The 20,237-nt window shown below is 63.3% G+C and carries 18 protein-coding genes and 2 tRNA genes; 10 read left to right on the top strand and 10 right to left on the bottom strand.

What is annotated here, in order from left to right; all coding sequences use genetic code 11:
• Window positions 1-9: 9 nt before the first annotated feature.
• From putA to ACT9T4_RS21615, 5 genes are all read left to right on the top strand, one after another.
• Window positions 10-3,186, top strand: a complete 3,177-nt coding sequence (putA, locus tag ACT9T4_RS21635; protein WP_499118867.1) for a bifunctional proline dehydrogenase/L-glutamate gamma-semialdehyde dehydrogenase PutA — start codon at window positions 10-12, stop codon at window positions 3,184-3,186.
• A 191-nt stretch (window positions 3,187-3,377) separates the two neighbouring features.
• Window positions 3,378-4,868: a sodium/proline symporter PutP gene (gene putP / locus ACT9T4_RS21630; RefSeq protein ID WP_042553149.1), complete on the top strand. Its 1,491-nt coding sequence runs from the start codon at window positions 3,378-3,380 to the stop codon at window positions 4,866-4,868.
• 101 nt (window positions 4,869-4,969) lie between these two features.
• On the top strand, window positions 4,970-5,182 hold the full coding sequence (locus tag ACT9T4_RS21625; protein WP_042553148.1) for a VF530 family protein: 213 nt from the start codon (window positions 4,970-4,972) through the stop codon (window positions 5,180-5,182).
• A gap of 337 nt (window positions 5,183-5,519) precedes the next feature.
• A complete protein-coding gene (locus ACT9T4_RS21620; RefSeq protein ID WP_042553147.1) occupies window positions 5,520-6,410 on the top strand; it encodes a LysR family transcriptional regulator in 891 nt (296 codons plus the stop codon).
• 112 nt (window positions 6,411-6,522) lie between these two features.
• A complete protein-coding gene (locus tag ACT9T4_RS21615; protein WP_042553146.1) occupies window positions 6,523-8,397 on the top strand; it encodes an MFS transporter in 1,875 nt (624 codons plus the stop codon).
• A gap of 58 nt (window positions 8,398-8,455) precedes the next feature.
• On the opposite strand, the gene sugE is transcribed toward ACT9T4_RS21615, so the two are convergent.
• The 3 genes from sugE to rdgC all read right to left on the bottom strand — a co-directional run bounded on the left by sugE (window position 8,456) and on the right by rdgC (window position 11,048).
• The gene (sugE, locus tag ACT9T4_RS21610) at window positions 8,456-8,773 is read right to left on the bottom strand and encodes a quaternary ammonium compound efflux SMR transporter SugE (RefSeq protein WP_042553145.1); all 318 of its coding nucleotides are present in this window, start codon (window positions 8,771-8,773) and stop codon (window positions 8,456-8,458) included.
• Window positions 8,774-8,996: 223 nt separating this feature from the next.
• Window positions 8,997-9,935, bottom strand: coding sequence for a bile acid:sodium symporter family protein (locus ACT9T4_RS21605; protein ID WP_042553144.1), 939 nt, complete (start codon window positions 9,933-9,935; stop codon window positions 8,997-8,999).
• A 192-nt stretch (window positions 9,936-10,127) separates the two neighbouring features.
• Window positions 10,128-11,048: a recombination-associated protein RdgC gene (rdgC, locus tag ACT9T4_RS21600; RefSeq protein ID WP_179538714.1), complete on the bottom strand. Its 921-nt coding sequence runs from the start codon at window positions 11,046-11,048 to the stop codon at window positions 10,128-10,130.
• A gap of 320 nt (window positions 11,049-11,368) precedes the next feature.
• On the opposite strand from rdgC, the gene ACT9T4_RS21595 reads away from it, so the two are divergent.
• Window positions 11,369-11,444 (top strand) — tRNA-Val (locus ACT9T4_RS21595).
• Between the two features lie 12 nt (window positions 11,445-11,456).
• A tRNA-Asp gene (locus ACT9T4_RS21590) sits at window positions 11,457-11,533 on the top strand.
• Window positions 11,534-11,677: 144 nt separating this feature from the next.
• Here ACT9T4_RS21590 and ACT9T4_RS21585 read toward each other — a convergent pair.
• The 5 genes from ACT9T4_RS21585 to ACT9T4_RS21565 are packed head-to-tail and all read right to left on the bottom strand — an operon-like array spanning window position 11,678 to window position 13,790.
• Complete coding sequence (locus ACT9T4_RS21585; RefSeq protein ID WP_052493767.1) at window positions 11,678-12,328, bottom strand: DUF3618 domain-containing protein; 651 nt, start codon at window positions 12,326-12,328, stop codon at window positions 11,678-11,680.
• Window positions 12,325-12,729 (bottom strand): phage holin family protein, encoded by a 405-nt coding sequence (locus ACT9T4_RS21580; RefSeq protein WP_042553142.1) that lies wholly within the window; start codon window positions 12,727-12,729, stop codon window positions 12,325-12,327. Before ACT9T4_RS21580 ends, ACT9T4_RS21585 begins: the two co-directional genes overlap by 4 nt.
• Window positions 12,726-13,139, bottom strand: a complete 414-nt coding sequence (locus ACT9T4_RS21575) for a transcriptional regulator (RefSeq protein WP_042553141.1) — start codon at window positions 13,137-13,139, stop codon at window positions 12,726-12,728. Before ACT9T4_RS21575 ends, ACT9T4_RS21580 begins: the two co-directional genes overlap by 4 nt.
• 42 nt (window positions 13,140-13,181) lie before the next feature.
• Window positions 13,182-13,607, bottom strand: coding sequence for a YgaP-like transmembrane domain (locus ACT9T4_RS21570; RefSeq protein ID WP_052493766.1), 426 nt, complete (start codon window positions 13,605-13,607; stop codon window positions 13,182-13,184).
• Window positions 13,608-13,652: 45 nt separating this feature from the next.
• Window positions 13,653-13,790 (bottom strand): hypothetical protein, encoded by a 138-nt coding sequence (locus ACT9T4_RS21565; RefSeq protein ID WP_156152678.1) that lies wholly within the window; start codon window positions 13,788-13,790, stop codon window positions 13,653-13,655.
• A gap of 285 nt (window positions 13,791-14,075) precedes the next feature.
• On the opposite strand from ACT9T4_RS21565, the gene ACT9T4_RS21560 reads away from it, so the two are divergent.
• The 3 genes from ACT9T4_RS21560 (at window position 14,076) to ACT9T4_RS21550 (ending at window position 18,731) form a co-directional block, all read left to right on the top strand.
• Complete coding sequence (locus ACT9T4_RS21560) at window positions 14,076-15,869, top strand: thiamine pyrophosphate-requiring protein (protein WP_499118863.1); 1,794 nt, start codon at window positions 14,076-14,078, stop codon at window positions 15,867-15,869.
• 257 nt (window positions 15,870-16,126) lie between these two features.
• A complete protein-coding gene (locus ACT9T4_RS21555) occupies window positions 16,127-16,927 on the top strand; it encodes a glucose 1-dehydrogenase (RefSeq protein ID WP_042553139.1) in 801 nt (266 codons plus the stop codon).
• Window positions 16,920-18,731: a glycoside hydrolase family 15 protein gene (locus ACT9T4_RS21550; protein WP_179538711.1), complete on the top strand. Its 1,812-nt coding sequence runs from the start codon at window positions 16,920-16,922 to the stop codon at window positions 18,729-18,731. Before ACT9T4_RS21555 ends, ACT9T4_RS21550 begins: the two co-directional genes overlap by 8 nt.
• A 15-nt stretch (window positions 18,732-18,746) precedes the next feature.
• Here the strand turns inward: ACT9T4_RS21550 and ACT9T4_RS21545 are convergent, their stop codons facing one another.
• Together ACT9T4_RS21545 and ACT9T4_RS21540 are read right to left on the bottom strand one after the other, a co-directional pair.
• Window positions 18,747-18,986, bottom strand: a complete 240-nt coding sequence (locus tag ACT9T4_RS21545; protein ID WP_156152677.1) for a hypothetical protein — start codon at window positions 18,984-18,986, stop codon at window positions 18,747-18,749.
• Between the two features lie 351 nt (window positions 18,987-19,337).
• On the bottom strand, window positions 19,338-20,192 hold the full coding sequence (locus ACT9T4_RS21540) for a DMT family transporter (RefSeq protein WP_499118861.1): 855 nt from the start codon (window positions 20,190-20,192) through the stop codon (window positions 19,338-19,340).
• Window positions 20,193-20,237 lie beyond the last annotated feature (45 nt).

Raw genomic sequence — 20,237 nt, 5'->3', positions numbered from 1 at the left:
ATGGGCGTGATGTTCAAAGCCAGTCACGTCTTGCACCAGGAGTTCCTTGACCGGATCTCCGCTGCCAAGGCCGCCGATTTTTTCCCTGTCATCAGCGCCAACTACAACGTTGACGAGGCAGCCTATCTCGGCGAACTGCTGCAGCTGGCCGATCCTGGTGCTGCCGGTATCGAGGCCGTTCGCCAGCAGGCGCGCAGCCTGATCCAGGACGTGCGTGGTCGCGACAACGCGGTCGACACCCTCGATGCGCTGCTGCGTCAGTACAGCCTGGATACCCAGGAAGGCCTGATGCTGATGTGCCTGGCCGAAGCCCTGCTGCGGGTGCCGGATGCCGCCACCGCCGATGCCTTGATCCGCGACAAGCTCAGCGCCGCCGAGTGGGAGCGTCACCTCGGCAAGAGCGACAGCGTGCTGGTCAATTTCGCCGCCTGGGGGCTGGTGATGACCGGCAAGGTGGTCGATCCGCAGACCCGCGATGGCCGTCCGAAGAACGTACTCGGTCGTCTGATCCAGCGTTCCGGCGAGCCGGTGATCCGCGCGGCCATGAACCAGGCCATGAAGCTCATGGGCAAGCAGTTCGTGCTCGGCCGTACCATCAGCGAAGCGCTGAAGAACGGCCGCCCGGAGCGTGAAAAGGGCTACACCTATTCCTTCGACATGCTCGGTGAAGCGGCGCTGACCGCCGAAGACGCCGAGAAGTACATGGCCGACTACCGCAAGGCCATCGACACCGTCGGCGCCGAGCCGCAGGTCGGCCCGGGCCCGAAGCCGTCGATCTCGATCAAGCTCTCGGCACTGCACCCCCGTTACGAGGTGGCCCAGCGCGAGCGCGTGCTGAGCGAGCTGTTCGCCAACGTGCGCGAGTTGGTGATCCGCGCGCGCAAGCTGAACGTCGGGATTTCCGTGGACGCGGAGGAGGCGGATCGCCTCGAGCTGTCCCTGGAACTCTACGAGAAGCTGCTGCGTGACCCCGCCGTCGCCGGCTGGGGCGAGTTCGGTCTGGTGATCCAGGCCTATTCCAAGCGCTGCCTGCCGGTGCTGGTCTGGCTGACCCTGCTGGGCAGGGAACTCGGCGAGAAGATGCCGCTGCGCCTGGTCAAGGGGGCCTACTGGGACAGCGAGATCAAGCAGTGCCAGGTCTGGGGCCTCGACGGCTACCCGGTGTTCACCCGCAAGGAAGGCACCGATACCTCCTACCTGGCTTGCGCCCGCTACCTGCTCAGCGAGTTCACCCGTGGCGTCATCTACCCGCAGTTCGCCAGCCACAACGCGCACACCGTCAGCTGCATCCTGGCCATGGCCGCCGAGCAGACGTCACCGCGCGAGTTCGAGTTCCAGCGCCTGCACGGCATGGGCGATGCGCTGTACGACACGGTGCTGGAGACGCATCGCAAGACCGTGCGCATCTATGCGCCAGTGGGGGCTCACAAGGATCTGCTGCCTTACCTGGTGCGCCGCCTGCTGGAGAACGGTGCCAACTCGTCGTTCGTTCACCAACTGGTCGACCCGAGCGTGCCGGTCGAATCGCTGATCGATCACCCGGTCACCCAGCTGAGCAGATTCGCCAGCCTCGGTAATAACAAAATCCCGCTGCCACCTGCGCTGTACGGGGCTACACGAAAAAACTCCCAGGGCATCAACATGAATATCCAGAATTCTTTGACCGAGCTCGAAAACGCCTACAAGCCGCAACTCGACCGTCAATGGCAGGCTGCCCCTGTGATAAACGGCCAGACCCTGAGCGGCACCGCCCAGCAAGTGCGCTGCCCCTTCGACCTGGACAAGGTGGTCGGCACTGCCCAGTTCGCCACCGCCGCCCAGGCCGCCCAAGCGCTGGATGGTCTGAGTGCCGCCTGGCCGCGTTGGAATGCGGTCGCTATCGATGAGCGGGCAAGCATTCTCGAGCGCCTCGCTGACCTGCTGGAGCGCAACCGTGCCGAGCTGATGGCGCTGTGCACCGTGGAAGCCGGCAAGTCCATGCAGGACGGCATCGACGAAGTCCGCGAAGCCGTGGATTTCTGCCGCTACTACGCGCAGCAGGCGCGCCTCAAGCTGGGCCGCGAAGAGCTCAAGGGCCCGACCGGCGAGCGCAACGAACTGTTCCATGAAGGCCGTGGCATTTTCGTCTGCGTCAGCCCGTGGAACTTCCCGCTGGCCATTTACCTCGGCCAGATCAGCGCCGCGCTGGTGGCCGGCAACGTGGTGCTGGCCAAACCGGCCGAGCAGACCAGCCTGATCGCCGCACGCGCCCTGGAACTGATGTTCGAAGCCGGCCTGCCAGAGGATGTGATCGCCTTCCTGCCAGGCGACGGTGCCACCCTGGGCGGCGTGTTCTGCCGCGACCCGCGCGTTGCCGGCGTGTGCTTCACCGGTTCCACCGACACGGCGCGCATCATCAACCGTCAGTTGGCCGAAAAGGACGGCATGATCGCCACTCTGATCGCCGAGACCGGCGGCCAGAACGCCATGATCGTCGACTCCACTGCGCTGCCTGAGCAGGTGGTCAAGGATGCCGTCGGTTCGGCCTTCACCAGTGCGGGCCAGCGCTGCTCGGCACTGCGCGTGCTGTACGTGCAGCGCGATATCGCCGAGCGGGTGATCGACCTGCTCAAGGGGGCCATGGCCGAGCTGAAGATCGGCCCGACCCACCTGCGCGAGAACGATATCGGCCCGGTGATCGACGCCGAAGCCCGTGAAGGCTTGCTGGCGCACATCAACCAGCTCAAGGGCGAAGGCAAGCTGATTGCCGAGGCCTCGCTGCGTGCCGATCTGAACGGCCACTTCATCGCACCGGTGGCGTTCGAGATTGGTGGCATTGACGAACTGAAGAAGGAACAATTCGGTCCGGTTCTGCACGTGGTTCGCTTCGACGCCAGCGATCTGGAGAAGGTTGTCGCGGCGATCAACGCCACCGGGTACGGATTGACCCTTGGCATCCACAGCCGAAACGAGGAAACTGCCGCCCGCATCGAAGCCCTGGCGCGGGTCGGCAACCTGTACGTGAACCGCAACCAGATCGGTGCGGTGGTCGGCGTACAGCCGTTCGGCGGCTGCGGCCTGTCCGGTACCGGCCCGAAAGCCGGTGGCCCGAGCTACCTGTTGCGCTTCGTCAACGAGCGCACCACGTCTGTGAATACCACGGCGGTGGGCGGAAACGCCTCACTGCTGTCGCTGGGCGACGAGTGATACCAACGGGCAGAAATCATCAGGTTTCTGCCCGTTTTGCTATTGGGGGCGTATGCCCCGAATCGGTAACGCCATCTGCGGTTAGAAGAATGGCTTATCTGGAGCACGACCGTGACCGATGGTCGTGATGTGCCAACTGGACCGGGTAATCCCCGGTTCGAATAAAAACAAACGAGAGGGGCATTCCCCAAATGACTGCAAGTACTCCCATGCTGGTCACCTTCGTGGTCTATATCCTGGCCATGGTGCTGATTGGCTTCGTTGCCTACCGCGCGACCAAGAACTTCTCCGACTACATCCTCGGTGGGCGCAGCCTCGGCAGCTTCGTTACCGCTCTGTCGGCTGGCGCCTCGGACATGAGTGGCTGGTTGCTGATGGGCTTACCAGGCGCGATCTTCATCGCCGGTATCTCGGAAAGCTGGATCGCCATCGGCCTGATCCTCGGCGCCTGGTTGAACTGGCTGTTCGTTGCCGGTCGCCTGCGTGTGCATACCGAGCACAACAACAATGCGTTGACCCTGCCAGACTTCTTCACCCACCGCTTCGAAGACACCAGCAAGGTGCTGCGAATTTTCTCGGCAGTGATCATCCTGGTGTTCTTCACCATCTACTGCGCCTCGGGCGTGGTGGCCGGCGCCCGCCTGTTCGAATCGACCTTTGGCATGAGCTACGACACCGCCCTGTGGGTCGGCGCAGCAGCCACCATCGTCTACGTGTTCGTTGGCGGCTTCCTGGCAGTGAGCTGGACCGATACGGTGCAGGCCACCATGATGATCTTCGCGTTGTTGATCACCCCGGTGTTCGTGATTCTCGCCCTGGGTGATTTCGACGCGGCCATGGCTACCATCGAACAGGCCAACCCGGCCAACTTCGACATGTTCCGCGGCCTGTCCTTCGTCGCCATCGTTTCCCTACTGGGCTGGGGCCTGGGCTATTTCGGCCAGCCGCACATTCTGGTGCGCTTCATGGCGGCCGATTCGGTCAAGTCGATTCCGGCCGCACGCCGTATCGGCATGATCTGGATGATCCTGTGCCTGGGCGGCGCTGTGGCAGTCGGCTTTTTCGGCATCGCCTACTTCGCCAACAACCCGGCGCTGGCCGGCCCGGTCACCGATAACAGCGAGCGTGTGTTCATCGAACTGACCAAGATCCTCTTCAACCCATGGATTGCCGGCCTGGTGCTGTCTGCCATTCTGGCTGCGGTGATGAGTACCCTGAGCTGTCAGTTGCTGGTGTGCTCCAGTGCCCTGACCGAAGACTTCTACAAAGCCTTCCTGCGCAAGGGCGCTAGCGAGAAGGAACTGGTATGGGTCGGTCGTGGCATGGTGCTGCTGATCGCCATCGTCGCGATCATTATCGCCTCCAATCCCGACAGCAAGGTGCTGGGCCTGGTGTCCTACGCCTGGGCTGGTTTCGGTGCCGCCTTCGGCCCTGTGGTGATCCTCTCCTTGGTGTGGAAAGGCATGACCCGTAACGGCGCGTTGGCCGGTATGGTGGTCGGTGCATTGACCGTGGTGCTGTGGAAGAACTTCGTCGGGCTGGGTCTGTACGAGATCATCCCGGGCTTCATCCTCGCCACCCTGGCCATCGTCATTTTCAGCAAGATCGGTCGCCCGGCAACGCCAGCGATGGTCAAGCGCTTCGACGAGGCCGAGAAGGAGTATCAGGACGCGCACATCTGATCGCGCTTCCGTAACTCGATTGACCAGAGGCCCGGGCATTGTCCGGGCCTTTTCGTTGCGGCCTGCTGGTAAGCTGACGGGCCAGGAATCAGGAGCCCGATATGAGTACGTCCAAAGATCCGCTGCACGGCATCACATTGCAGGCCATTCTTGCCGAACTGGTCGAGCAGTTGGGTTGGGACGGCCTGGCACAGCGCATCGATATCCGCTGTTTCAAGAGCGACCCGAGCATCAAGTCGAGCCTCACCTTCCTGCGCAAGACGCCCTGGGCGCGGGAAAAGGTCGAAGCGCTGTACCTGAAGCTCAAGCGCTGATTGATACCCTCGCAGGATGGTGTCGAGCACAGCGATACCCATCGAACCCAGGCATGACCCCTGATGCGGAGCACAGGAGCAGAAGGTGAATGGCGTTTGAGAAATGGCAGCGTCCATGACCTGGCCGACCCCGTCCCGTAGGGTGGGCTTCAGCCCACCCTTGTATCTACGGTTGCGAGCAGGCTCTGTAGACGCGTCGATGCACTACCTGTGGGAACGGGCCATGCCCGTGATTTCGCGCGCGTGGCGCGCTTCCACAATACTCGCCTATATACGGCATACTGCTCCGCTGCGCTTGGTGCGTAGTCAACGCTGAAACCAGAGGAATGGCAGGCAGATGGATCGTTGGCAGGCGATGCGGGTATTTGTGAAGGTCGCGGAAACCGGCAGCTTCGCCAGTACCGCGCGGCAGATGCACATGAGTGCGCCAGCGGTAACGCGCATCGTCGCGGGCCTCGAGGATCTGATCGGCGCCCGGCTGCTGGTGCGCACCACGCGCTCGGTGAAAACCACCGATGCAGGCAACCGTTATCTGCAGGATTGCCGGCGGATTCTCGGCGATATCGCCGAAGCGGAACTGGCCGCCGCTGGCCATTACGCCGAGCCCTCCGGCAGCCTGGCCGTCACCGCGGCGTCGATGTTCGGCCACCTGCACGTGCTGCCGCTGGTGCTGGATTACCTGGATGCCTACCCGGGCATGCATGCGCGTACCTTCTTCGTCGACCGGCCGGTGAACATCGTCGACGAGGGCATCGATGTGGCGGTGCGTATCGGTCATCTGGCCGACTCCGGCTTCACCGCCATTCAGGTCGGGTCGGTGCGGCGGGTGATCTGTGCGGCACCGTGCTATCTGCAGAAATATGGCCTGCCATCCACGCCCGCCGATCTCAAACATCACCGTATCGTCGTGTCGCAAAGTGCCTGGGCCTCGCCGGAATGGCGCTTCGCCGAGGGGCAGCGGGTGGTTGTCGACCCGGTTCTGCACTGCAACACCAACGAGTCGGCGATCGCCACCGCGAGCGCCGGGTGGGGGCTGACCCGCGTACTGAGTTATCAGGTTGGCCCGGCCCTGCAGGAAGGCGCGCTGCAGATCGTGCTCGACGCCTTCGAGGAGCCGCCGTTGCCGATTCACGTGCTGTATCCCGAGGGGCGCCAAGCGCCCGCCAAGGTGCGCGCGTTCGTCGATCTGGCCGTGGCGCGGCTGCGCGGTAATCCCTTGTTCAATTGAGCGCACCACGACGTGGAAGTGGCCTTTCACGGAAACAAAAGTGCCGGGGCTGTGGCTTTGCTCGGGCAGTTGCAGTCCAATGTTCAGCGAATCACCAATAGGGAAGGTATCGATGAGCCAGCAATCTCAATTCGCCCTGCTCAAGAGCAGGCGCTTCCTGCCGTTCTTCATCACCCAGTTGCTTGGCGCATTCAACGACAACATCTTCAAGCAGTCGTTGATCCTGGCGATCCTCTTCAAGCTCAGCCTCGACACGGACAGGGACCTGATGGTCAACGTGGCGGCGATGCTGTTCATCCTGCCGTTTTTCCTGTTCTCCGCACTCGGTGGGCAGTTCGGCGAGAAGTTCGCCAAGGACTGGCTGATTCGCCGGCTCAAGTTCTTCGAGATATTCATCATGCTGATCGGGGCGGCCGGTGTGCTGCTCGGTAACCTCGCGCTGATGCTCGCGGTGCTGTTCGCCATGGGCCTGCAGTCGGCGCTGTTCGGCCCGGTCAAGTATTCGATCCTGCCCCAGGCGTTGAAGCCCGAGGAGCTGGTCGGTGGCAACGCGCTGGTGGAAATGGGCACCTTTCTGGCGATTCTGGCTGGCACCATTGGCGCCGGCATCATGCTCACCAGTGCCCATTACGGGGTGATCGTCGCCGTCTCGGTGGTGCTGGTGGCGGTGATCGGTTACCTGACCAGCCGCGCCATTCCGCGTGCAGACGCCGCGTTGCCGAATCTTGCCCTGGACTGGAACATCCTGCGCCAGACCTGGCTGACCCTGCGCATGGGCCTGACCCAGCCCAAGGCGGTCTCCCGCTCGCTGGTCGGCAACTCCTGGTTCTGGTTTCTCGGCGCGGTGTACCTGACGCAGATTCCGGCCTATTCGAAGGAGTGGCTGCACGGTGACGAGAGCGTGGTCACGCTGATTCTCACCGTGTTTTCGGTGGGCATCGCCCTGGGGTCGATGCTCTGTGAGCGGATGAGCGGGCACAAGGTGGAGATCGGCCTGGTGCCGTTCGGCTCCATCGGCCTGTCGGTGTTCGGCATTCTGCTGTGGTGGGGTTCGGGTGGTGTGCCGGAGGCGGCACAGCCGCACAACTGGCTGGCGCTGCTCGGCTATGGCCATGCCTGGTGGGTGCTGGGCTCGATCCTCGGCATCGGGGTGTTCGGCGGTTTCTACATCGTGCCGCTGTACGCCCTGATCCAGTCGCGTACCGCCGAGAACGAGCGGGCCCGGGTGATTGCCGCCAACAACATTCTCAATGCGTTGTTCATGGTGGTATCGGCACTGGTGTCGATCCTCTTTCTCAGCGTTGCCGGCCTGTCGATCCCGCAGCTGTTCCTGGTCATTTCGCTGATGAACGTGGCGGTCAACAGCTACATCTTCAAGATCGTCCCCGAATTCACCATGCGCTTCCTCATCTGGCTGCTCGGCCATTCGATGTACCGGGTGTCGCACAAGGGGCTGGATGCCATTCCGGACGAGGGGCCGGCGGTGCTGGTTTGCAACCACGTGTCGTTCGTCGATGCACTGCTGATCGGCGGCGCGGTACGCCGGCCGATACGCTTCGTCATGTACTACAAGATCTACAACCTGCCAGTGCTCAACTTCATTTTCCGCACCGCGGGTACCGTGCCGATCGCCGGGCGTAGCGAGGATCTGCTGGTCTTCGATGCGGCGTTCAAGCGCATTGGCGAGTACCTGCGTGACGGCGAGGTGGTATGCATCTTTCCCGAAGGCAAGCTGACCGCTGACGGCGAGATCGACGAGTTCAAGGCAGGTGTCGAGCGCATTCTGCAGGACAACCCGGTGCCGGTGATTCCCATGGCGCTGGGCGGGTTGTGGGGCAGCTTCTTCAGTCGTGATCCGCAGAAGCGCCTGTTCCGCCGCTTCTGGTCGCGGGTCGATCTGGTCGCCGGTACGCCAATCGAGGCAACCGCGGCCACACGCCAGGTGTTGCAGGCAGAGGTTGCCGCGTTGCGTGGCGACAGGCGCTGAGCTGCGATTTCTCTGCGCACTGAACGAAGGAGCCCGCCAATCGGCGTGCTCTTTCATTTCAACCGTGGCTCATCTTCAGCCCGACCAGGCCGCAGATGATCAGTGCCACGCTGGCCAGGCGGATCAGCGCCATGGACTCGCCAAACAGGATGATGCCGGCGATCACCGTGCCCACCGCGCCGACGCCGGTCCAGATGGCGTAGGCGGTGCCCAGGGGCAGCTCCTTCATGGCCAGACCGAGCAGGCCCAGGCTGACGACCATCGCCGCAACGGTGAGGAGAGTGGGCAGGGGGCGAGTGAAGCCGTCCGTGTATTTCAGGCCGACAGCCCAGCCGACCTCGAACAGGCCAGCGAAGAACAGAATGATCCAGGACATAAAGCGACTCCCGTGTGGTGGGGTCGTCCCCGGCAGTAAGGCACTCGAACCCAGGGTCGTCCCCGGCGTGCCCCACTATTGTGCATGAAGTGTCTGGCGGGGCAAAACGCAGAGGGGGTCCGATCGCCTCCTATGCCGCGTGGGCAATGCCGTTAGGAACTGGGCATGCGAATTTGGTGGGCCGAAGCGGATCGCCGCCCGGCCCACCCTGCAGGTGCGTCGGTCACTTGTCCCGGTCGTCCTTCATGCGGCGCAGGAAGGTCGCCAGCAGTGCACCGGAGAGGTTGTGCCACACGCTGAACAACGCGCTGGGAACCGCCGCCAACGGCGAGAAGTGGGCGCTTGCCAGGGCAGCGCCGAGCCCGGAGTTCTGCATGCCGACTTCGATGGACAGCGTCTTGCGCTGCGCCAGCGGCATGCCGGTCAGTACGCCAGCCAGGTAGCCCAGGCCCAGGCCCAGGCTGTTGTGCAGGACCACGACGGCCATGATCAGCAGGCCGGATTCGGCGATTTTCGCCTGACTGGCGGCGACAACAGCAGCGACGATGGCGACGATGGACAGCACCGAAACCAGCGGCAGAATATCCACCGCAACCTTGACCCGATCACCCAGCACGCGCTGTACCACCAGACCAATGATGATCGGCAACAGTACTACCTGGAGGATCGACACGAACATCGCCCAGAAAGACACCGGCAGCCATTCCGAAGCCAGCAGCCAGATCAGTGCCGGTGTCACCACGGGTGCCATCAGCGTGGTCACCGAGGTGATCGATACCGACAGGGCGACGTCACCACGGGCGAACCAGGTGATCACGTTGGACGCCGTACCACCAGGGCAGCAGCCGACCAGAATCACGCCCACGGCGATTTCCGCAGGCAAGGCGAACAGTTTGCACAGCAGCCAGGCCAGGCCCGGCATGATGATGAACTGGGCCAGCACGCCGACCAGCACGCGCCCCGGTCGCCGGGCCACTTCACGAAAATCTTCGGCCTTGAGGGTCAGGCCCATGCCGAACATGATCAGCCCGAGCAGTGGCACGATCCACGAGGTCAGCGGCAGAAACGCACTGGGGATCACGAACGCCAGAACGGCGAAGAGCAGGACCCAAATGGCGAAGGTGTTACCGACGAAGCGGCTCAGAGCGATCAGCGCAGACATGGCGGAGATTCCGTAATGACGTGTAGCGGGCTCCGCGGCCGGAAGAGCGTGCGGAGCTGGTTATTGTTGGATGCTGCCGCGGGTGTCAGAGGTGACGGCAGCGCAGTGACGCGGGGCGCTTTTGACGTGCGCCATGTGAGCGTAGCGCGGTGGACGGACAAGGCGCCGTCCACCTGACTGATTGGCGCTATCTCAGAGGCCTTGCGGGGTGTCTTCGCCGCCCAGGGCTTCGAACAGCGCTGGCAGGAACTCGATCAGGGTCAGCATCATCAGCGTGAAGCTGGCGTCCTGCTGGCTCAGGTCATCATCGCCGCCATCCTGCTCGGCCTGTTCCTGCAGCAGGTCTTCGAACTTCAGGCGCTTGACCACCAGCTTGTCGTCGAGCACGAAGGACAGCTTGTCCTGCCAGGCCAGCGACAGTTGCGTGACCTGCTTGCCCGAGCTCATGTGCAGCTGGACTTCTTCGCCGGTCAGATCCTGACGCTTGCAGCGCACGATGCCGCCGTCTTCGTGGGTGTCGCGCAGCTCGCACTCGTCCAGCACGTGGAAGTCGGCGGCTGCCTGCTGGGCCTTGACCCAGTCGGTCAGGGTCGCGCTTGGGGCGATCTTCACGGTCAGCGGGCGAACTGGCAAAGAACCGATGGCTTCACGCAGGGTGGAGAGCAGGTCTTCGGCGCGCTTCGGGCTGGAGGCGTTGACGATGATCAGGCCCTGAGCTGGCGCGATGGCGGCGAAGGTGGCCGACTTGCGAATGAAGGCGCGCGGCAGGAAGGCCTGGACGATTTCGTCCTTGATCTGCTCGCGCTCCTTCTTGTAGACCTTGCGCATCTGCTCGCTTTCGATCTCGTCGACCTTTTCCTTCACGGCGTCCTTGACCACGCTACCCGGCAGAATGCGTTCTTCCTTGCGTGCGGAAATCAGCAGGAAGCCCTGGCTCTCGTGCACCAGCGGCGCATCGGCGCCCTTGCCGAATGGGGCGACGAAACCATAGGTCGCCAGTTCCTGGCTGGCGCAGGGGCGGGCAGGCTTGGCGGACAGGGCTTTTTCAAGTGCTTCGGTTTCGAAGGAAACGTCTTGGGTGAGGCGGTAGACCAGCAGGTTGCGAAACCACATGAGCGGTGTGTCTCCAGTTTGCGGGCGCGCGCTTGGCGCGCAAAAAATCATGAGTCCGTGCGCAAGGCTTCTGCATCGGTGCAGAGCGTGGGCAGTCTGGCGGCAGATGTTCGATACGCCGCGCGACGATCAGACCAGCGCGAGGGCGCATTATTCCTTCCAGCGGCGGATTAGGCCAACCCTGTATCGAGGCAGGCTCAGGTTTGTGCGCTGAAACCGTGATGATTCCTAAGCCTTTGGAACGCCAATAAATTTTTTTCACAAAGGGGGTTGCCAAGGTGCGGGTCGCTCTCTAGAATGCGCCCCACTTCGAGAGTGAAGGGTGATTAGCTCAGCCGGGAGAGCATCTGCCTTACAAGCAGAGGGTCGGCGGTTCGATCCCGTCATCACCCACCAATCGAGGTATGCGCAGCGGTAGTTCAGTCGGTTAGAATACCGGCCTGTCACGCCGGGGGTCGCGGGTTCGAGTCCCGTCCGCTGCGCCATATATAGCTTCCAGGGCCCACTGAACACCCGGAAGCAACGCGAAAAGCGCCCTAGGGCGCTTTTTTCGTTTCTGCGTTGTGTATCGATGCATTCCTGCTCTTGGGACGCCAGGCTTTCACCTGGGCCGCAAGAGACCGTAGCGGTCAGATCGCGCCAGGGCGAAAGGGCGGTTCGTCGTCCAGATCGTCGAAGCCGTCGATGATGTCCGGCACGTCGTAGCGCTCGACTTCAATTTCCACTTCTTTCTTGCGGCTCGTGCCGAGAAGGCCGACCACCGCGCCCAGGGCCAAACCGGCCGCGGCGAATTTCCATGGGTGGCGATGCAACGCCACGTTCAATGTGTCGGCACCCTGTTTCACCTGATTCTTAACCGCCTCGGCGCTGTCCGCGAGGTCGTGCAGCTTCTGCCTGGCTGCGTGAGTGCCCTGGTCCAGGGACTGCCGGGCTTCGCGCAGTGCGTCGGCAAGTGACTCGTGGTCGGCCGGTTCGGCGAATCGCTCAGCTGGCTGCGGACGACCGCGGGTCTGTTCCACGGCCAGCCAGGCCAGGCCGATGGCGGTCATGGCCACTGGAACTGGGTTGGCCTTGAGGGTCTGCCCCAGCCGTTCGGCCATTTCCAGCCCACCGCTTTCACGGCCGTAGGCGAGCGCCTGATCGATCAGGCGCTGGGGCGTCAGGCGTGCTTCCACATTATCGATCAATGCGTCGATGCGGCTGCGCTGCTGATCGATTTCCTGCTCGAGCACTTCCGGAGACTTGAGCGATTCGGCTGCGATGGTGCTGTGGGTACTCATGACATTTGCCTCTGCACGGCTTCCTTGTCTTTCTGCAAGGAGTCCAGGGTGCGTTCGGGGGTGAGTTGAGAGGGCGTGAATTTTTGCTGGCCGACCTTGAGCATGACCAGGCCGATAATGATGACCACCACCCCGACGATCAGCGCAGCCAGCCAGGGCGCCACCACGGTGCTCAATCCGTACACGGCCGAAAGCAGCAGCATCAGCACGCCACAGAGCAGCACGATGGCACCGCCAGCCACGGCAGCGATGCCGGTCTTGGTGGCTTGCAGGGAGGCATTGAGCTCGACCTTGGCCAGCGCCAGTTCCTTGGTGAAGAGCGTCTGCACTTCACGGGTCAGCTGGCGCAGCAGGCCGAGCAGGGAAGGCTCTACCGGAGGTTGCCGCGGGTCTTCGGTCATTGCAGAACTCCTTTTCCTACGTGACGTTCCAGCCGACGCTCGCGCTTGAGCAGCACGCGGCTGGCCAGGAAACCTGCGGCCAGACCGGCAGCTGCCAGCCAGAACGGGTGGGTATGGGCGAAGCGGTCGACGGTGTGTACGGCGTGCCCACTGGCGTTGTTCAGGGCATCGCGCAGGGCGGCGAGCTGCCGTGCCGCCTCTTGCAGGCGGTCGGCAGATGGCGCTGCATCGAGATTTTCCAGGTCGGCGATGGTCGAGCGGGCGACCTGGGCCAGTGCTTCGAGTTCGTCGGTGTGCGACTGATCGGCCTGGATGCGTGCGCGCAGCTGCTCCTGAGCATCCTGTTGCCAGTGCCCGGAAATGATCTTGCCTGGGCGCTTGTGAGGCCGTTCTTTGCTGTCGTTATCCATGTGGCTACACCTGTTCGTGCTTGAAAGGGCTGTACGTCGTCGTTATCGGCTGTGCTCGCGACCGGCGAGTTCGTCTGCAAGGGGCGTATCGATATTCACGGGCGCGGGCGTGACTGGCGTAACCGGTGCAGGGGACACTGGTGTCACCGCGGGTGAGCGCGTTCGGTCTGCCAGCTCTTCGGCCATCAGTACCAGCTCCTGCAGACGCTGGACCCGGGCACGCAGGTAGCGGATTTCTTCGAGGGGATCTCGCGCTGCACTCTTCACGCTGCAATGACCGCTCAGACCACGCAGCAACAGCAGGCCGCCGGCACTCAATTGGCGATTACCCTGCTGGCCCTGCTTGCTGGCGCCCAGGGCAGCCAGCAACAGACCGCCACCGATCGACAGCAAGCGCTCCCAGCCTCTCACGTTCTGGCGTGCCGGGCCCTCTCGGGTGGGTTGCGACTGCGGTTCGAAGGCGACCATGGGTTCACTCCTGCCTGGTAGTTGATGGAAGCTGGATCAGCGCGCTCAAACCGGATCGGGCTGAGGCTTGTCCGGCAGTACATCGTTGTCCGGTTCCTGGGGATGGCCGAGGGGAGGCTGCTCGCCTGGCGTGTCCAGTGTGCCTGGGGCCTGGGTAGGGTCCTCTGGTAGTCGCTGGGTCATTACCTTCCCTCCGCTCTCGATGCTCTTGGTGGTTTGAGGGTCGCACGCGCTGCATGTTCGATCTTTTTGCCAAGAGACATGCGCATGCCGCCATCGCCAGGCCCCAGCCTGGCACAGGCGCAGCGGCCTCCGGCAGAAACCTTAAACCTCTGCGCTGCGGGCCCGGTCAAGATCCCTGCGCCCGGCAGTGAAGCTGTCCGGGCGATCCGTCGCGCACGCTGAACGCCGCGTGGCAACTCCATCCATGTCGGCCCTTTATGGGCCTGAACTTCGAGCGAGTTTTCCATGAGCATGACAGTCGCAGATTTCATCGTCGAACGCCTCCATGAGTGGGGCGTGCGACGTATTTACGGTTACCCGGGTGACGGCATCAACGGTGTGTTCGGCGCCCTGGCCAGAGCCGACGGCAAGATCCGTTTCATCCAGGCCCGCCACGAAGAGATGGCCGCTTTCATGGCCTCGGCCGATGCCAAGTTCTCTGGCGACCTGGGCGTGTGCATCGCCACCTCCGGCCCGGGTGCCACCCACCTGCTCACCGGTCTGTACGACGCGCGCATGGACCATATGCCGGTACTGGCCATCGTCGGCCAGCAGGCCCGCAATGCGTTGGGTGGGCATTACCAGCAGGAAGTCGATCTGCTGTCGATGTTCAAGGACGTGGCCGGCGCCTTCGTGCAGCAGGCCAGCTCGCCGGCGCAGGTCCGTCATCTGGTGGACCGCAGCATCCGCACGGCGCTGGGCGATCGTCGGGTAACCGCTATCATCCTGCCCAACGACCTGCAAACGCTGCCCTACGAGGAGCCGGCTCGCGAGCATGGCACCCTGCATTCCGGGGTTGGCTACAGCCGTCCACGGGTGGTGCCTTACGACGCTGACTTGCAGCGTGCCGCCGAGGTGCTCAACGCGGGCAAGAAAGTGGCCATTCTGGTCGGTGCTGGCGCGTTGGGGGCGAGCAGGGAAGTGGCGCAGATCGCTGAATTGCTCGGTGCCGGTGTCGCCAAGGCACTGCTGGGCAAGGCGGTGCTGCCCGATGAACTGCCCTGGGTGACTGGCTCCATCGGCCTGCTGGGCACCAAGCCCAGCTACCAGATGATGAACGAGTGCGACACCCTGCTGATGATCGGCTCCGGCTTTCCCTACGCCGAGTTCCTGCCCAAGGAAGGCCAGGCCCGAGGGGTGCAGATCGATATTCAGGCGGACATGCTCGGCTTGCGTTACCCCATGGAGGTCAACCTGCAGGGGGATTCAGCCGATACCCTACGGGCTCTGTTGCCGTTACTCGAGCGCAAGAAACTGCGCACCTGGCGCAAGCGCATCGAGCGCTGGACGGCGCAGTGGGAAACCACCCTGCAGCGCCGCGCCATGGCTTCTGCATCGCCGATCAACCCGCAGCGGGTCGCCTACGAGTTGTCGCCGTGCCTGCCGGATCGCGCGGTGGTCACCTGCGACTCTGGCTCCTGTGCCAACTGGTTCGCCCGTGACGTGAAGATCCGCGAAGACATGCTCTGTTCCCTGTCCGGCGGCCTGGCGTCGATGGGGGCGGCGGTGCCCTATGCGATCGCCGCCAAGTTCGCCCACCCGGATCGACCGGTTGTCGCGCTGGTGGGCGACGGCGCGATGCAGATGAACAACATGGCCGAGTTGATCACCGTCGCCAAGTATTGGCAGCAGTGGCAGGACAAACGCTGGATCTGCGCGGTTTTCAACAATGAAGACCTCAACCAGGTGACCTGGGAGCAGCGGGCGATGGAGGGGGATGCGAAGTTTTCAGCGTCTCAGGACATTCCCAACGTGCCCTATTACCAGTTCGCCGAATCCATCGGCCTGAAAGGTATCTACGTCGACCGCGAAGAGGATGTCGCCCAGGCCTGGGAGCAAGCCTTCGCTTCGGACCGGCCGGTGCTGATCGAATTCAAGACCGATCCAGACGTACCGCCGCTGCCGCCGCACATCACCCTGGCTCAGGCCAAGGCGTTCGCTTCCGCGCTGTGGCAAGGCGACCCGAATCAGGGCGGGATCATTCGACAGGCCACCAAGCAGGTGCTGGGTTCGATCCTGCCGGGCAAGGGGCGGCGCTAACGGCTGGCTTCGGCCAGCAGTTGCGCGTGTCAGTGCGGCAGGAGTCGGCAGTATTCAGCTACAGCCGCTGACGCGTCAGCTGATCAGGCAGCGATTCGATGTCGCCCAATGGTGGTTTTGCGTGGTTTCACCTTGCCGGCATTCGCTACGCAAGGGGACGGCCAGGTGCTGGTGATCGGATCGACGGCGCCGGGCTTTTCCCTGAACTCTGCCGCTTGCCGGTCAGTCAGGTGTTACAGGTTCAGGAGTGAAAACCCATGCTCATTTCTCTGCACAAGCAGGTCGCACTGGTTACCGGTGGCAGTTCAGGCATTGGCGCGGCATCGGCGAAAGCGCTGGCGCAGGCCGGTGCCGCGGTGGTGGTGAATTATCGATCCGGGCGCGAGGCGGCGCAGCGACTGGTCGAGGAGATACGTAGCGCCGGCGGCGAGGCGATTGCCGTGGGTGCGGACGTGTCCAGTGAGAAGGAGGTCGAGGCATTGTTCGCCGAGACCGTCTCGGCTTTTGGGCGGCTGGACATTCTGCTGGCCAACTCGGGCATGCAGCGTGATGCGCCAACGGTGGACATGAGCCTGGAGGACTGGAACCAGGTGCTGCAGGTCAACCTCACCGGTCAGTTTCTCTGCGTGCGTGCGGCCCTGCGGCAGTTCCGTCAGCAGGAGATTCGCGAGGCGGTGTCGCGGGCGGCTGGCAAGATCATTCAGATGAGTTCGGTACATCAATTGATCCCGTGGGCAGGGCGCGCCAACTACGCGGCGTCCAAGGGTGGCCTCGATCTGTTGATGCGCAGCGTGGCCCAGGAGGTGGGCGAGCAGCGCATTCGCGTCAATGCCATCGCGCCTGGGGCGATCCGCACCGCGATCAACCGCGAGGCCACCGAAGGCGAAGCCGCCAAGTCGTTGCTCGAGCTGATTCCCTACGGCCGTATCGGCGATGCCGAAGATATCGCCAATGCGGTGGTCTGGCTGGCTTCCGATGCGGCCGATTATGTCCACGGCACGACCCTGTTCATCGACGGTGGTATGAGCCTTTACCCGGAGTTTCGCGACAATGGTTGAGATTCAGGGGCGTCAGATGCCCATCGAAGCCCACGGCATCATTGGTGACATGCGCAGTGCAGCACTGGTCGCTGACAGCGGTTGCGTGGACTTTTTCTGCTGGCCGGATTTCGACAGCCCGTCGATCTTCAGCGCCTTGCTCGACAGCCCCGAGGCTGGAGTTTTTCAGCTGGCGCCGGATCTGCCCGGCGCGCGTCGGCAGCAGCTTTATCTGCCCGACACCAACGTGCTGCAGACACGCTGGCTGGCCGAGTCTGCCGTGGTCGAGTGCACCGATGTCATGCCGATCAATGCCGATGTGGACGACCATCCGCGGCTGATTCGCCGGATTCAGGTGGTTTCCGGCCATGCACGAATCCGCATGCGCTGCCGTGTTCGTCACGATTACAGCCGCGCTGACACGGTCGCGGAGATGGCGGGCGACGATGTGCTCTTCCACGCACCCGATCAGCCGAGCCTGCGCCTCTCCGCCAGCCAGTCACTGAAGATCGATCGGCATTGTGGGGTTGCCGAGTTCGAGTTGCAGGAAGGCGAACATGCCGAGTTCGTGCTGGGTGCGCCAGACGATCCGCTGGTCGCTGCCGGTGCCTGCGAGCATTGTCTGGAGGCCACCGTTGCCTACTGGCGGCGCTGGATCAAGCAGTCCAACTACCGCGGGCGTTGGCGCGAGATGGTGCACCGCTCGGCCCTGGCACTGAAGCTGCTGACCTCACGCAAGCACGGTGGCATTCTCGCTGCGGCCACCTACGGACTGCCCGAGGCAGCGGGGGGCGAGCGCAACTGGGATTACCGCTACACCTGGATTCGCGATGCCTCGTTCACCGTCTACGCATTCATGCGCCTGGGCTTTACCGAGGAGGCCAATGCCTTCATGCGCTGGGTGCGCGAGCGCGTCGACGACTGCTCGGAAACCCCGGCTCACCTGCGTATCCTCTACAGCCTTCGTGGCCAGCACGAATTGCCGGAGACCTCTCTCGATCATCTTTCCGGGCATGGTGGGGCGCAGCCGGTACGGATCGGCAACGAGGCCCATGATCAGGTTCAGCTGGATATCTTCGGCGAGTTGCTGGACGCGGTGTACCTCGCCAACAAGTACGGTGAGGCGATCTCCCACGACGGCTGGCACCATGTGGTGGGCATCGTCGATCAGGTCTGCGACAGCTGGCAGCAGAAGGATGTCGGCATCTGGGAGATACGCGGCGAGGAGCAGCACTTTCTGCATTCGCGGCTGATGTGCTGGGTAGCGCTGGATCGAGCCATCCGTCTGGCGGAGAAGCGCTCGCTGCCGGCGCCTTTCGCGCGCTGGAACGACCAGCGTCAGGCCATTCATGACGACATCTGGAGCAACTTCTGGGATGAGGACTGCGGGCACTTCATTCAGCGCATCGGCTGTCAGGACGTCGACGGTTCGATGCTGTTGATGCCGCTCATGCGTTTCGTCGGCGCCAGCGACCCACGCTGGCTGGCGACGCTGGAAGCCATCGAGCAGCAACTGGTGCGCGACGGCATGGTCTATCGCTACCGCACCGACGACGGCCTGAAAGGCGAGGAGGGCTCGTTCGTCGCCTGCTCGTTCTGGTACGTGGAGTGTCTGGCACGCGCCGGGCGTGTCGATCAGGCGCATCTGGAGTTCGAGCAGCTACTGCGCTACGCCAACCCGGTGGGGCTGTACGCCGAGGAGCTCGATCGGCGAGCCCATCATCTGGGCAATACGCCGCAGGCGCTGAGTCATCTGGCGCTGATCAGTGCTGCCAGCTTTCTCGACCACAAGCTCAGTGGCGAACGTACCACCTGGCAGCCCTGAGCGACGTGCGCCGGGTCACGCTCGTTTCTCATCCGGCGGCACGGATTTGCGCACCGGCAGCACGTCGATGATCTCGATGCCTAGCTGCCGAATCAGCTCTCGCACCGAGCCGCTCGCCTGGTTCGCACCTTGCGAGAGATGGCCGGCAGGCAGCTCGGCGCTGAGTACGGTGAATTCCACCGCTTTCATGTTGGGGATGAAGCGGGTGGTGAGGGTCTGGAATCGCCTTTCGCCGTCGCGCGAATAGATGATCAAACAATCCATGGTCACAATGCCCTGAAGTCCGTTGATATGCAGTGCAGGCTATGTGGCTGCCCCAGAAGGCAAGGCGGGCACCGGTCATGGCCGTCGTGTCGATGATCATGCGATCAGGCCGGATGCCGGTTTCACTGCGCAGGGCAGTGAATGTTGTTCCGCGCGGGAATGCAGGTCTGCGCGGTACGGGTCTGATGCCCGAAGCCGCAGCATAGGCGATAAAACCCCTGGGCGAAAGCTAGCGTGAGGGCATGAGCTCGACTCGGCGAACGACGAATGGCTCGACCGATGCCCAGGTCCTGCCTGGGTTTCGTATGACCCGTTGCAGGCGCACAGATGTTGGCCGGTAAGTCAGGTTTTGCTCTTCAGCCCCGCCCAGGCGACTGCGCCGAGAATCAGCAGGCCGCCCAGCACCATGCCGACGCTCGGTACCGAGCCGAAGAGCAGCCAGGCCCCGGCGATGGCGTAGATCGGCTCCATGGCGATCACCACCGCTGCGGTATGCGTATGGACATGGCGCAGCGAGGCGATGAACAGGCTGTAGGCCAGCGCCGTGCAGAGCACGCCCAGGGCCGCCAGTTGCCACCAGTCGTGGCGGCCGATCGCGGGGAGCTCCCACAAGCACCAGGGCAGCAGCGCCACGCTGATGGCCAGGCATTGCCACCAGCACGACGACAAACCATCGACCTTGCTGGAAACGTGTTTGTTGGCGACCGCGATGGCAGCATAGCTGGCGCCGGACAGCACGCCCCAGAGCAGGCCCTCGGTAGCACCATCGCGCAGGTCGAAGGAGGGTGTGACCAGAACCAGGCCTGCCGATACCAGCAACAGAATCAGCCGGTCGCTACGTCCCAGGCGCTGACCGAACAGCAGGCGCTCGAGCAGTGCTGTAAAGGCCGGAAACGACGCGAAGCCCAGGGTGGCCACCGCCACGCCACCGGTCTTTACCGCCAGGAAAAACAGAATCCAGTGGCCACCCAGCGCCACCCCGGTGGTCAGCAGCCTGGCGATGGTGCCACCGCTGATGCCGCGCCAGGGTCGCAGATTCAAGCACAGGCAGAGCATGCTCAAGGCCAGCAGGGCGAACGCGGCACGGCCGAGCACGATCATGCTCGCGCTGACGTTCAGCGATTCGCCGAACAGCGCGGATACGCCCACCAGCAGGGCGGCGCAATGCAATTGAAGGTGGGCGATGCGCTGACTCATGGTGTGCCTTGCAGGTCTGTTCGTCGGATAGCGAGCAGGGTGCCA

Source organism: Pseudomonas sp. SZ40 (assembly GCF_052958135.1).
This window is presented reverse-complemented; position numbering and strand designations above follow the sequence as displayed.

Bases quoted from the DNA above. Each gene is read 5' to 3' on its own strand.
- putA (WP_499118867.1), top strand. From the start codon at position 10: ATGTTCAAAGCCAGTCACGTCTTGCACCAGGAGTTCCTTGACCGGATC.
- putP (WP_042553149.1), top strand. From the start codon at position 3,378: ATGACTGCAAGTACTCCCATGCTGGTCACCTTCGTGGTCTATATCCTG.
- ACT9T4_RS21625 (WP_042553148.1), top strand. From the start codon at position 4,970: ATGAGTACGTCCAAAGATCCGCTGCACGGCATCACATTGCAGGCCATT.
- ACT9T4_RS21620 (WP_042553147.1), top strand. From the start codon at position 5,520: ATGGATCGTTGGCAGGCGATGCGGGTATTTGTGAAGGTCGCGGAAACC.
- ACT9T4_RS21615 (WP_042553146.1), top strand. From the start codon at position 6,523: ATGAGCCAGCAATCTCAATTCGCCCTGCTCAAGAGCAGGCGCTTCCTG.
- sugE (WP_042553145.1), bottom strand. From the start codon at position 8,773: ATGTCCTGGATCATTCTGTTCTTCGCTGGCCTGTTCGAGGTCGGCTGG.
- ACT9T4_RS21605 (WP_042553144.1), bottom strand. From the start codon at position 9,935: ATGTCTGCGCTGATCGCTCTGAGCCGCTTCGTCGGTAACACCTTCGCC.
- rdgC (WP_179538714.1), bottom strand. From the start codon at position 11,048: ATGTGGTTTCGCAACCTGCTGGTCTACCGCCTCACCCAAGACGTTTCC.
- ACT9T4_RS21585 (WP_052493767.1), bottom strand. From the start codon at position 12,328: ATGAGTACCCACAGCACCATCGCAGCCGAATCGCTCAAGTCTCCGGAA.
- ACT9T4_RS21580 (WP_042553142.1), bottom strand. From the start codon at position 12,729: ATGACCGAAGACCCGCGGCAACCTCCGGTAGAGCCTTCCCTGCTCGGC.
- ACT9T4_RS21575 (WP_042553141.1), bottom strand. From the start codon at position 13,139: ATGGATAACGACAGCAAAGAACGGCCTCACAAGCGCCCAGGCAAGATC.
- ACT9T4_RS21570 (WP_052493766.1), bottom strand. From the start codon at position 13,607: ATGGTCGCCTTCGAACCGCAGTCGCAACCCACCCGAGAGGGCCCGGCA.
- ACT9T4_RS21565 (WP_156152678.1), bottom strand. From the start codon at position 13,790: ATGACCCAGCGACTACCAGAGGACCCTACCCAGGCCCCAGGCACACTG.
- ACT9T4_RS21560 (WP_499118863.1), top strand. From the start codon at position 14,076: ATGAGCATGACAGTCGCAGATTTCATCGTCGAACGCCTCCATGAGTGG.
- ACT9T4_RS21555 (WP_042553139.1), top strand. From the start codon at position 16,127: ATGCTCATTTCTCTGCACAAGCAGGTCGCACTGGTTACCGGTGGCAGT.
- ACT9T4_RS21550 (WP_179538711.1), top strand. From the start codon at position 16,920: ATGGTTGAGATTCAGGGGCGTCAGATGCCCATCGAAGCCCACGGCATC.
- ACT9T4_RS21540 (WP_499118861.1), bottom strand. From the start codon at position 20,192: ATGAGTCAGCGCATCGCCCACCTTCAATTGCATTGCGCCGCCCTGCTG.